This is a genomic window from Malonomonas rubra DSM 5091, assembly GCF_900142125.1.
Taxonomy (GTDB): Bacteria; Desulfobacterota; Desulfuromonadia; order Desulfuromonadales; family Geopsychrobacteraceae; genus Malonomonas; species Malonomonas rubra.
Genome location: NZ_FQZT01000013.1, coordinates 15,033 through 27,653, shown reverse-complemented (window position 1 = coordinate 27,653; position 12,621 = coordinate 15,033). Strand labels below are relative to the sequence as shown.

The 12,621-nt window shown below is 49.8% G+C and carries 10 protein-coding genes; 4 read left to right on the top strand and 6 right to left on the bottom strand.

Translation table 11 applies throughout. The annotated features are described in order from the left end of the window. Window positions 1-29 precede the first annotated feature (29 nt). The 4 genes from BUB13_RS14675 to BUB13_RS14660 all read right to left on the bottom strand — a co-directional run bounded on the left by BUB13_RS14675 (window position 30) and on the right by BUB13_RS14660 (window position 3,972). Window positions 30-1,004, bottom strand: coding sequence for a calcium/sodium antiporter (locus BUB13_RS14675; protein ID WP_072909525.1), 975 nt, complete (start codon window positions 1,002-1,004; stop codon window positions 30-32). A gap of 98 nt (window positions 1,005-1,102) precedes the next feature. After that, window positions 1,103-1,981, bottom strand: a complete 879-nt coding sequence (locus BUB13_RS14670; protein WP_072909556.1) for a mechanosensitive ion channel family protein — start codon at window positions 1,979-1,981, stop codon at window positions 1,103-1,105. A gap of 22 nt (window positions 1,982-2,003) precedes the next feature. Further along, on the bottom strand, window positions 2,004-2,816 hold the full coding sequence (locus BUB13_RS14665; RefSeq protein WP_072909524.1) for a hypothetical protein: 813 nt from the start codon (window positions 2,814-2,816) through the stop codon (window positions 2,004-2,006). 88 nt (window positions 2,817-2,904) lie between these two features. Then, entirely contained in the window at window positions 2,905-3,972 is a 1,068-nt protein-coding gene (locus tag BUB13_RS14660; RefSeq protein ID WP_084092172.1) for a mechanosensitive ion channel family protein, read from the bottom strand. 269 nt (window positions 3,973-4,241) lie between these two features. On the opposite strand from BUB13_RS14660, the gene ppk2 reads away from it, so the two are divergent. After that, on the top strand, window positions 4,242-4,979 hold the full coding sequence (ppk2, locus tag BUB13_RS14655; protein ID WP_139249399.1) for a polyphosphate kinase 2: 738 nt from the start codon (window positions 4,242-4,244) through the stop codon (window positions 4,977-4,979). Between the two features lie 15 nt (window positions 4,980-4,994). After that, window positions 4,995-5,963 (top strand): zinc transporter ZntB, encoded by a 969-nt coding sequence (locus BUB13_RS14650; protein ID WP_072909523.1) that lies wholly within the window; start codon window positions 4,995-4,997, stop codon window positions 5,961-5,963. Between the two features lie 135 nt (window positions 5,964-6,098). On the opposite strand, the gene BUB13_RS14645 is transcribed toward BUB13_RS14650, so the two are convergent. Further along, entirely contained in the window at window positions 6,099-7,943 is a 1,845-nt protein-coding gene (locus BUB13_RS14645; protein WP_072909522.1) for an SLC13 family permease, read from the bottom strand. Window positions 7,944-8,150: 207 nt separating this feature from the next. On the opposite strand from BUB13_RS14645, the gene ptsP reads away from it, so the two are divergent. Continuing rightward, a complete protein-coding gene (gene ptsP / locus BUB13_RS14640) occupies window positions 8,151-10,400 on the top strand; it encodes a phosphoenolpyruvate--protein phosphotransferase (RefSeq protein ID WP_072909521.1) in 2,250 nt (749 codons plus the stop codon). Window positions 10,401-10,431: 31 nt separating this feature from the next. Here the strand turns inward: ptsP and BUB13_RS14635 are convergent, their stop codons facing one another. Further along, the gene (locus BUB13_RS14635; protein ID WP_072909520.1) at window positions 10,432-11,742 is read right to left on the bottom strand and encodes a peptidoglycan DD-metalloendopeptidase family protein; all 1,311 of its coding nucleotides are present in this window, start codon (window positions 11,740-11,742) and stop codon (window positions 10,432-10,434) included. A gap of 341 nt (window positions 11,743-12,083) precedes the next feature. Between BUB13_RS14635 and BUB13_RS14630 the strand changes: the two genes are divergently transcribed. Further along, a complete protein-coding gene (locus tag BUB13_RS14630) occupies window positions 12,084-12,563 on the top strand; it encodes a DsrE family protein (protein WP_208610181.1) in 480 nt (159 codons plus the stop codon). Window positions 12,564-12,621 lie beyond the last annotated feature (58 nt).

Below are 12,621 nucleotides of genomic sequence, written 5' to 3'. Positions count from 1 at the left end.
TCCAGAAAATATTCAATGTTTCCATAGAATCAGGGGTTCGCAATGCCTGTCAGAAGATAAGTCGAATAAGCCGCATAGGCAATCAGTAGAAGCAGTCCTTCCACACGATTAACTTTACCGGTCCGACCTTTGAACCCGTAACAGATCACAAACAAGGAGACTGTTAGCAGTCCCATAGTCAGCAAGTCGCGGAAAAGAATCTCCGGGGGAACTTTCAGCGGCTTAATCACACCAGCAATTCCGACGACTGCCAGAGTGTTGAACAAGTTCGACCCCAGCACGTTGCCGAGTGCAATATCGTGCTCACCGCGCCGCGTCGCGATAATCGAAGATGCAAGCTCCGGTAGCGATGTGCCGATAGCGACAATCGTCAATCCGATAACCAGGTCGCTGACGCCGAATTTATGGGCCAGATCGACTGCTCCCCAGACAAGGACACGGGAGCTGATAATCAACAATATCAGGCCGAGAAACAGCCAGAATGTCGCCCGCCCGAGTGACATGCTGCGTTGATCCAGTTCCTGTTCCATCTGCTGCGCCAGAGAATCGCTTTTCTTTCTCGTGCCCTGCCAGATGGACCAGGACATCAGCAAAGAAAAAACAGCCAGCAAGATGAAAGCATCAAGCCGTCCTAATTGCTTGTCCAGCAACAGTCCCACCGTTAACGCAGTTACCAGAGCCAGAATTGGCAGTTCTTTCTTTAGGACTTGGGAGTGAACAGTAATCGGGCTGATGATGGCTGTTAAACCAAGGATCAAGGCAATGTTGGTAATGTTTGAACCATAGGCATTGCCTAAAGCGATGCCGGGAGAACCCTGGAAGGCCGACAGGGCAGACACGATCATTTCCGGGGCAGATGTGCCGAAACCGACAACCAGCATACCTATCAGCAGCGGCGGCATGCCATAGTGGCTGGCAACAGCGGCTGACCCTTCAACGAAACGATCAGCGCTCCAGAGTAAAAGAAGCAGGCCAAGAATAATTGCGATTATAGAAATCACTATTTAACCCTCTGCCGAGTGAAGGAGCGTTAAATTCTTAACTTGGACCCAGCATCTCTGCAGTAGGTTGTAAACCATAAATCGAGCTGTCAGTGTCAACGTTATACACCTGTTTTGTCGTTCTCGGCTTTGACTTGCCCCTCGTTGTCTGCCACCAGACGGATCGGGAAAGGCTCGGTGATGCTGCCGGTGTAAAGAGTCATGTGGGGGAAGGGGATTTCGATCTGATGTTCGTCGAAAGCAAGCTTGATTTCGTACTGGATGCTGTTCTTCAGATCAAGAAAGTTTTCCCGCTTGGCCCAGACCGAAAACTGCAGGTTCAGCGCCGAGTCGCCGAATCCCTGGAAGATAAAAAGTGGTTTCGGTTCTTCCAGGCTCAGCGGATTTTTGTCGGCAACGGCGAATAATACCTCGCGAACTCTTTCAATATTCTCTTTGTAGGCGACACCGATTTGCAGGTCGAGACGGCGAATTGGAAAGCGCGTCAGGGTGGTGACTTCCGACTTGAGCATCGTTTCATTCGGAATCCGCACAAAAAGATTATCGAAGGTGCGAATTTTGACTGCCAGCAGATCAATTGACAGGACTTCTCCTGTTGTTCCACCGACCTTGATAATATCCCCGACGCCAAAAGGTCGTTCACCAAGCAAAAACAGGCCACTGATCAGGTTCGAAGCAGATGTCTGCGAGGCAAAACCGATAGCGACGGAGAGAATACCCGCCGCACCGAGCAGCACCGACAGTTCGAAGCCCATCTCTTTAAGGGCGGCAATCAGGAAAAAGACAAACAGAAAATAGAAAACAGCTCTTTGCAGAAGAATGTGCTGATGGGTCGATGCGTGCTTTTTAAACACCTTGCCAATTGACTTTGATGCAATTTTAGCGACTCCATAGCCGACCAGAAGAATAACCAGCGCCTGGGCAGCGTTGAAAAGCGTTTCTTTCTCAATGAAATTACTCAAATCTCCAAAATATTCCAGTAAATCCACGATGTGTCCTCTCTCAACTGAACAGTGTGCTGAATGTGTTCAGCAGCATGCTACGGTCCTTTTTCTCACGCGCCTTGGTAATCTTCTTCGCCTTGGCATATGGGGAGGGAGGAGCCTCGGAAAAAGAAACCTTCGCCATATCAGTGTCATCGTCGTTCAGTAAAGTGATCGCTTCGGTCCACAGTCCCCCGTGACCAGTATCAAACAATGAGAGGTAAGGGGCCGGCAAACTGAATTGGGTCAGAAGCAGCGGTTTGTCCGCCTGATTTTTAATTTTGACTTGAGAGATGGCACGGTGCGGACGCTGGGGTAGATCGCTCAGATAAAGGCGTCCCTGAGTGGTGCTGGCATAGCTGAGTTCGCCGGACCGGGTCGAAGCGCCAAACCAAGTGTCCGATGGGCGGATGATTGGCACTTCCTGTAAATCGATTTTGCTTTTATGTGCCGAAACCGCAAACCAGAGCGGTAAGCTGACATAAAGGTCTATCTGCTGTTTCGTCTGGATATGCAGTGGCTTCGCTGTTTTGACAACGACAGGGCGGTCTGCCAGCTTGGGGGAGATAGAGAACAGGTTTTCTGTGTTGCTGAAAACGTGGCGCTGAACGTCTCCCTCGTCCAGGTTGAGTTCCTGATTCTTTTCAATCTGCCAGAGCGCGTCATCTGCAAGGGTGTCGGTGGTCGTCTTGTGCCAGATCAGCCACTCCTTTTCACGATGCAGGACTTGAAGTGAAAAATGGCCGATTGTCCAGCGTAACGACTCATTGACTGACAGTTGAAAGTCTCCCCACCAGTTCGAAGATGATAATGTTGCGTCTTCTGTTGTCATAATAGCCCCGTTGTGCCTTCTATCCACCAGTTTGGCGGTGCCCGTGCGAAATCATTGTTTTTTCCTCTGTTTTGCTCGTCTCTTTCGCTCAGGCTTGTTTTCCCGATTCTTTCTCGGCGGCTAATTCTTCTGTCGCCTGCTCGATCTTTTCTTTCAGTATGCTGTGCTGTTGTTTCAATTTTTCTTCTCGTCTTTGTTTCGCCTTTTCGACACCCTCTTGCGGTTCTGCTTTGTCCAATTTTTGTATCTGCTGCTCAATTTCTGCCAAAGCAGCCTTTTGTTCTTCCAGGGTTTCCGCCTGATCCGCCCGGTCGAAGATAATATCTTCCGGGTTTCTGTCTATTGTAGAACCGTCCGCTTCCACCAACACCTTGGGAACAAAGGTGGTCTGTTCGACATTTCGCGTGTTCATGAAGTTGGGGGAAACAATTTCGATTCCCGCGTGATGAAGCGCATCAAGAACTTGTCCGTTTAATTGGGAGCGTGCTGAGAGCAGGAGTTTGACGTCTGACAGTAACCCCTTGACCTGGTAAACAACGGAGAAATCTCCCAATTTGACCAGATACACAAAGGGGTCAGCAAGCCCTGCCGACTTCGCTGCCTGCAAGAGGACTTCTTCGACCTGCCCACGTGGTATGTCATAGCCGAGGGACACCTCTGTAGATACGATAGTTCCCGAATCGCGTATCACCTTAACCGGGTTGTTGGTGACGTAAAGGTTGGGGAGGGTCAACAAGTCACGGTCTTCGGTTTGTACTTCCAGGTGGAAGAGACCACGCCCCGAAACCCGACCGAAATATTCGTTGATATAGATAAAATCGCCGGTTCTGAAACTGCGCAGATTGCGCAATAAAATTCCTGCCAGTGCATTTCCGAGAAAGGTTGTTGCACTCAGGGCGATTGCTGCACTGAGCAGGATTCCCAACAGGCTGAGAATCTGGCCACGCAGGGTTTCATCAATAGGTAACAGGACAACGGTAATGATGATTAGCAACAGAGTCGCAATCAGCATGGTGACCTGCTTCTGCAGTTTTCTCTTAGGCTGCTGTTGCAGATAACGGTTGAAGGCTTTGTTCAATAAAATCAACACAACTAGCAGTAACGAGACGACCAGCAGTGGGCCAAGAAAATATGTCAGTAAATCGTTTGTCATCATCAGAAATATTCTTTTCTTTGTTGGACAGTGATGGGTATATGAACGAATAGCTTCTAAAATTCAAGTCTAACTGACAGGGCATGAAAATAAAGTTTCGTTCTGGTTGTTAAGCCTTTTTTGTTTGCTTTGTGAAATAATCCGAATTCAAGCGGAGGCATGATGAATAGTGGCATACTTGGCCTTGTGCCTTGGCGGTTTTCGGCTACTCTTTGAGCGTTCAGGTATCGCATTGGTGTCAACTAAAAGTCATCTGCTGATAGAGAGAGCTTATGGATTTTTTTTCACTTGAAAATGACCCGGAATATCTTCGCCTGCAGACGGAAATGGTTGCGCTGCAGCGCTCGATCATCGATAACCAGAAGCGCCTTCTGATCATTTTTGAAGGGCGGGATACTGCCGGCAAAGGAGGTGCGATCATGCGCTTTGTGCGCTACATCAACCCTCGTTATTACCGGATCGTGGCATTGCCGAAACCGACGGACATGGAGATGGGGCAGTGGTACTTTCAGCGCTACATTAAAGAGTTGCCGAACCCCGGGGAAATCGTCCTGTTCGATCGTAGCTGGTATAATCGTGCCGTAGTCGAACCGGTTATGAATTTCTGTACCAGTGATCAGTATGACAGGTTTATCAATCAGGTGGTTCTGCTGGAAGAGATGCTGCACGAAGATGGTCTTCGCATCATCAAATTCTGGTTCTCCATCGATTCGTCTGAGCAGAAGGAACGGCTGGAAGAGCGACGGCAGAACCCGCTGAAACAGTGGAAACTGAGTACAGTTGACGCCAAGGCCCAGGAAAAATGGCAGGAATACACGCTCTACAAAGAGATGATGTTCAGCAAAACCAGTACTCCTAAAAATCCCTGGGTTGTGATCAAGGGAAACGACAAGGATATGGCACGATTGGAAGCGATGCGTTATGTCCTCAGTAAGGTAAACTATTCCGACAAAGGTTTGACTGGTGAACGACTTGACCCTGACACCAGCATCGTCCAAGAGTTAACTTAGTGTTGAGGTGGTTTTATGGAATCAGCATTGATCGCATCGTTTTTGCTGAACGGAAAAGGTGGCGGAAAAGAGCTGGACTGGCCGGGCATACGGAATTGGGATTCTGATCATGGTTTGCTCTGGTTGCATCTAGACTATAAAGAAGATGAAACACACCAATGGTTAAAAGAGGAAAGCGGGCTTGATCAGGTTGTGTTTGAGGCCCTGCTGGCTGAAGATACCAGGCCGCGCTGCCTTGCTTATCCCTGTGGCATGCTGGTGATACTGCGAGGCGTCAACCTGAACCCGGGGGCAGACCCCGATGATATGATCTCACTGCGGGTTTGGCTGGAGCCTCACCGAATCATTTCAATTCGCCACCGCAAGGTTATGGCAGTCGACGACATTCGTAAGAGTGTTGTTGACGGGAATGGGCCGACCGATGTGGGTGATTTCCTCTTTCGCTTGACGCGGGGCCTTGCGTATCGCATCGGAGATGTTCTGAACCAGATTGATGATGAAGTCGACCTGCTGGAGGATGAGGTGCTTGAACGGGGCTCATTCGAGCAGCGCAGCAAGCTGAGCAGTCTGCGGCGACAGATCATTCGCATACGTCGTTACCTGTCTCCCCAACGTGAGGTGATGACCCGGTTACAGACGGAGAAAACACAACTTCTGTCGGAGATGGACAGGATTTTGTTGCGCGAAGTTGCCGACCAGATTACGCGCTATGTCGAAGATCTCGACTCGGCAAAAGACAGGGCTGCTGTCTGCCAGGAAGAGTTGGAAAATCGAATCGCCTCACAGATGAACAAGACCCTCTACATCCTGTCAATCATCACGGCAATCTTTTTACCCCTGGGCCTTATTACCGGCCTGTTAGGCATCAATGTCGGAGGAATTCCCGGCAGCGAAAATCCTTTTGCTTTCATCATCGTTTGCTTGATGTTACTTGGCATAGTCGCCGGACAGGTGATGATTTTCAGGCGGATTCATTGGGTATGAAGGGCTGATTCTGCCAGCGAGCCTTTTGTCACAGAAAAAGTGCTGACATGTTAGCTTGGTACGCCACAAAACAGCCACTTCCGCGTAGGAAGTGGCTGTTTAGTTTTGGATGAAGCGAGCCAGTTTTTGGAGGCATTACGAAATGCCATAGATCGCTGGAAGAACCCAGGACAATGTGATCCACAAAAGAAGAACCAACGGAATACCAATACGCAGAAAATCGTTAAATGTGTACTCCCCGGCATTCATGACCAGGAGGTTGGTTTTGTAGGCCATGGGCGTGGCAAAACTCATATTCGCGCCGAAGAGTACTGCAAGGACAAACGGCTCGAGAGGTTGACCCATCTGGGTTGCTATCGAGATCGCAATGGGGGTGCCCATGACGGCGGTCGCATTGTTGGAGACAATATTGGTTAGGACAGCCATCAACAACATGAGTCCACTGAGCATGACAAGCGGCGATGCGTCCCCGCCAACGGCCAGGAATAGTTGTGCCAGGTATTCAGCTCCTCCTGTTTTCAGCAGGGCCGACCCAAGGGCCAGGCTGGAGACAACAATCATGATGACCTGTGTGCTTAATGCCTTGGTGGCGTCACGCCAGCCAAGACAGCCGAACATGATCATCAGTAAGGCGCCACATGATGCGCTGATCGCTATCGGCAGGAATCCGAAAGCGGTTGTTAATATAATCGCCAGCATGATGCCAAGCGCCAAGGGTGCTTTTTTGGTGAAGGGCAGATCCATCGTGGCATCGAGGACCAGAATGTTTTTTTCTTTTTTTAAACTGGTAATCTGTTCGCGTGGGCCCTGCACCAGGAGAATGTCACCGATCTGAAGTCGGGTTTTATTGATAGAATCGACTCTTCTTTTCAGCTCTTTACCTGCACGGTGAATCGCCAGAATAATCACGCCGTAACGTTCTGCAAAGCGGATTCCACCCAGTGTTCTTCCCTGCAGATGAGACCCATGGACGACGGCGATTTCGGCAACCTGCTGGTCGTCTGCTTTTAGCGGGTGGTCTTCATCGACCGGACTCCCCAGCGTTTCATCCTGGTAAAGAGTTCCATCCAGCAGATCTTCAATCTCTTTTAGCCGTTCTGGTGTGTCACTGATGATCAGTTGGTCTCCTGCTTTTAAAACCACACTGGGAAGAGGTGTCGTAAAGCTGTCGATGCCACGCCTGATCCCTTTTATCTTCAAGCCATCGTCGACTTTTTGCATGATCTCTGCGAGCGTTTTGCCAACACTGGAACTCTCTTCCGGGATCGCCAGGTGAGCGGTGAAAATTCTCGGGGAGGTGTCGGTCAGGGCGATTTTACGTTCCGGCATGATCCGTGGGACGATCAGCCAGAGATAGCTGATTCCGATTCCGGCGGCAATGACTCCAGGGAGCAGAAAGTCAAACATTTCCAGGCGCCCCGCTCCCATGTCCGCCGCAACTGAAACAACCAGGAGATTGGTCGATGTTCCGATGGTGGTGCAGGTTCCTCCAAGCAGGGTCGCGAATCCCATTGGCATAAGGACAGAGGAGGTTTTTATTTTTGTCCTGATTGAAACGCTGATCAAAATGGGAAGCAGCAGGACAACAATAGGAACATTATTGACAAAAGCGCTTATGAATGCGGCCAGAATTAATGTCAGCAGCAAGGAAACACTCGGGCTGATTTTCCATAAACGGGCAAGGCCTCGTCCGAGCGGCTCAAGCCCACCAGTGCGAACGATGCCCTGACCAGCAATCATCAGGGCACAAACGGCGACCAGTGCTTCGTGACCGAAACCCTGAAAAAAATCGACGGCATGCAGGGTTTTACCATCGACCTGGAAAGGGTAAATTTCGAAACCTATGGCCAGCAATATCAGGATAATAAAGCTTGAGGTTTCCAGCGGCAGGTTTTTTCGGGTAAACAGCAGCAGTGCGAAAACAGCAAGAAAAAGGACTGCTATTGCGTGCAGATTTGGCAGGGGGGGGAGGTTTGCCATCAGGGGCTCCAGAGTCTATGCGTATCCTTGTTCATGTTGAAATGGTCTTTTAATTATAAGGCTGTTTGTATAAATCGCATTATTTCTCTTCATTTTAAGTGTTGCCTACAAGCGAACCTGTCCGCGTGCTCTTTTGTTTGGAGGTTCAAAAATAAAACGTCTAGAATATGCGCAGAGTTTTCTGGTTGTCTGCACTGGAGGTGAGTGATGGAGAATTCTCTGTCTATATTGAAAGAGATCGTTCAGAAAGCGGCCTCTGCTGAGTCTGTCGAGACGCAGATGACCTATATCGTAAGCGCTGTCCGTTCAGCGATGAAGGTCAGCGTCTGCAGCCTCTACATTGCAGACACCGATGGAGGCCTTGTTTTGGCTGCAACAGATGGACTCGCCTCTGTAGCTGTTGGCAATGTAAAACTATCGGCCGGGGAAGGTCTGGTCGGACTTGTTGCGAGCAGCAGCCATCCGGTAAGTACCGATAATGCGGCGGAACATCCGGCGTATCGCTATTTCCCGGAAACAGGGGAGGAACAATACCAGGCATTTCTTGGTGTCCCGCTGGTCCATCTGCGCCAACTGATCGGGGTGCTGGTTATCCAGGAGCAGGAAAAGCGGATCTTCAGTTCTGATGAAGAAGCTTTCCTGGTGACCGTGGCCGCTCAACTGGCGGCGACTTTGTTTCTGGAAAGGGACCGACATCCGGCAGACGAACCTGATCTGCAGCCTGACGACATGCAGCGGCTGAAGGGTGTCAAAGGTGCTCCCGGGATTGCAATCGGGTCTATTTACCTGATTTCCGGAAACGACCTTTCCGAGGTTGCAGACAAGGAATGTTCGGACAGCAGTTTAGAGCTGGAAAGATTTCATACTGCTTTGCAACAGTGCCGTGATCAGCTTGAACAGGGTTCCCTCTCTTTCGGGGATCAACTTTCGGGTGAGGTTGCTTCGATCTTTTCCGTTTACCATATGCTTCTGAACAGTCGTGAATTAATTTCCAGCGTCGAGGCGGCTGTACGGAATGGAAGCTGGGCTCCGGGGGCTTTAAGGGAAACAGTTACCGATCTTTCTACCCGTTTCGAGCAAATGGATGACCCATACCTGCGCTTACGTGCTGAAGATGTGCGTAATATTGGCAACAAGATCTACGCCAGTATGAATGGTGCGGAGCCAGCCGTTTCCGAACAGCAAAACCTTATTTTGGCTGGAGACCTGATCAGTATCGCCGATATAGCCCGTTTTAAGCCTGGGCAGTTAGCTGGAATCATATGTCGTGCCGGATCGGCGCTTTCCCACACAGCGGTACTTGCCAATGCCCTCGGTTTGCCGGCCGTCATGGGGGGCGGTAAGTTGAAGAGATGGCAGCAGGGAGCTTTGGCGATTGTTGATGGACACCAGGGAGAAGTCATCCTCAACCCGAGTCCACAGGTCCTGGCTGAATATCGGAATCTCGCAGACAGGGAGCGCAACCTGTTTGCCGGGCTTGAAGAATTGAGAGATCTTCCGGCCCTGACCCCTGACGGTTTTCGGATTAAGCTGTACGCCAATACTGGCCTGATGGCCGATATCTCCCCGGGGCTGAAACATGGGGCAGAGGGTGTCGGGTTGTATCGCTCGGAAATCCCATTCATGGAGCATGATCACTTCCCGACTGAGGAGCAGCAGCTGCAGACCTATCGCCAGGTCCTTAAGGCTTATGCCGGGAAACCTGTTACGATCCGCACCCTTGATATTGGCGGCGACAAGCTCTTGCCTTATTTCCGCTTCAGCGAGGAAAACCCTTACCTGGGATGGAGGGGAATCCGCTTTACCCTCGATAACCGGCCGATCTTCATGACGCAACTCCGTGCGTTTCTGCGTGCCGCTGAAGGGCTACACAACCTGAAAATTCTTTTGCCGATGGTCAGCCGGGTGGACGAACTCGAAGCGTTTATGCAGCTGCTTGATGATGCCTGTGCGCAGCTGGACGGGGAAGGGATTGATATCGAGAAGCCGCCGGTCGGCATAATGGTCGAAGTGCCAGCCGCTGTAAACCTGTTGCCTTTTCTGGCCAAACGCATCGATTTCGTTTCTATCGGTTCCAACGATCTTGCTCAATACCTGTTAGCGCTCGACCGCAACAATTCCCGGGTATCACACATGTTCGATAACTTGCACCCGGCCATGTTGCGTGAAGTTTATCGGATTGTTACTGAATGTCGGAAGTTCGATCTACCGCTAAGTCTCTGTGGGGAAATGGCGGCCGACCCTTTAGCGGTTGTGCTGCTTCTGGGAATGCGGATTGAGGCCTTGAGTATGAGCGCTTACAGCTTGCCGAAAATTAAATGGCTTATACGGACCTTACCAGCAGAAGTCGCTGAGCAGACCCTTCAGGAAGCTTTATTGCTGGAACATGAAAACCTGGTTCGCGATTTAGTTAAACGCGTTCTTGGTCAGTACAATCTCGCTGCACTTTTCCGCTGAAAGCAGGGAAAGTGCGTAGTTTACTTGTGCCTCAGGAACCAGGAAGGCTGGGGCGGGGCTGTTCCATGAAAGCAATATCTGTGGTTATCTGACTTTTGAACGAGGCCAACTTGTTTTTGGGAATTGCCGCGGCCATTGGTATTTTGGCGGTCAACGGGTTAACAGCCCGACCATTGATGTGCAGCTCATAATGGAGATGAGGGCCGGTTGAGCGACCGGTGTTGCCAGAAAGGGCGATGAATTCGCCACGCTTGACCCTCTGTCCGCGTTTGACCTTTATTCTGCTCAAGTGCAAATAGCGCGATATATAGCGGCCGTCATGCCGTATTTCGACATATTTCCCGGCAAAAGGATGGTTCTTGACCCTGGTGATCTCACCGTCTCCTGTCGCCAGCACGAGAGTGCCCGTTGGCATGGCGAAATCGACTCCTTTGTGTGGGCTGATTCTGCCAGTAACAGGGTGAAGGCGGCGAGGGTTGAACGAAGAACTGACCCGGTATTTCCCTTTGTAAGGATAGCGCCTGAAGGCACTGGCAAGGCTCTCGCCCTGTTCATCGTAATAGTTACCGTCCTCGAAGAGAAACGCATTGTAATAATGCTTGCGAGCAAAAATGCGCACTCCTTTGATGTAGCTTTGACCTGTCAGACTGCCATCGATCAACTGCTGCTTGCGGATGACCTGGAAGTGGTCCCCGGCGTGAATGTCGCGGGCGAAATTCAGATGGCTATCAAACAGTTCGGTGATATTGCCGGTTTCCTGTTCAGTCAAGCCAGCAGATAACGCAGAAAGATAGAAGCTCCCTTCAATCTCACCGCTTAGCAGTTGTTCGGTCCATTGCCCCTCACGGATAACCTCCTCGTATTCGAAACTATCCTCTGCAACGCGCCGATAGATGACCCGGTGCCCAGGATGAATGAAAAGTTCAAGGGTTTGCAGCTTGCCGTTTTCCTCATCGACAGTGAAGGTCAACGTATTGCCAGGGCGAAGGATATCGAGAGCCAGCAGGGATTCGTCGGCATCCAGGATCTGAAACATGGTTGTCTGGCCGATTTTAACACTGTCAAACAATATACTCAGGTTGTCGCCAGACTGAATTGTACGAACACGTACAGTATCATCCACGTTGTCTTTAATTTTTTCAGCAGGACGGGAGGATATGGTCGTAGTCGTATTATCAACAGCGGCAGTCACCGCAGGAGATGAAACTTCAGGCGAGGTTGGCTTCCAGAGAAAATACAGCCCGGTGCAGAAAGAAAACGTGACCAGGGCAAGCAAAAGCAGGCAGCGATTGCGGCGGCGTTTTTTCAGTTGTGCAGATGTCGATTTCCAGATCGCATTCATTTACAAAGCTTCTCATTTTAAGGAGATATTCCGTAAATTGAATGCAACAGAAAAAGGTGTGTTGTCAAGACTATTTGAGGTTAGAAGTCGATTTCGTAAACAGTGAAAGGTAAAAGCCGCTAGGTCAGTCAATGATTACGCGTACCAGATACAGAATTGTCCCACAGCTTTTTCATATGTCACGGTGTTCGTGATCTTCCTCCAGTTTGGTTGAAATGCCTACTTTCAGAAGTTTTCATGTTGTCGAACTATCACATAATAGAAAAGGTTTCTTGATGAGTAGACGACTCTGGTTAGTATTGCTCTATCTTTGCAATCAACTTTTCCAAAGGAGACTTCTGATGAGAACGGCACGATTCGGCTCTATGGTTACAATGATACTTGTTGCTAGTTTAATTATCTTTGCGGCTCAATCTCTGGCATCTGGTCACATGGAGGAGCACGATGCAAAAGGTGGTCTTTTCGTCAACTTAACCACGGATGATACGTGGTCCGCCGCAAAAGCGATTCTCTTTGCCCACCAGAAAGCTCTGAAGAACGGTTACAAACCAGTAGCCGTCTGGTTGAATGTTCGTGGCATATACCTGGCTGATAAAAAGCGGGCTTCTCATGTCCATGGACTGATGAAAGAAAAAGGCGAATCGATACAAGATATGCTTACCGCCTTTATCAAAGATGGCGGACAGGTTATAGCTTGTCAGGCCTGCTCGAAAGCTGCTGGCCTAAAGAAAGATGATTTTATCGATGGTGTTACTATGGGGAATGAAGATTTGGTTCTTGGTATTCTTTTCGACCCAAAGGTCAAAACATTATCTTGGTAATTAAATACCTGAATTCATTGCTACCAGAACACACTGTTCTTTAGAGTGCGGCACAATC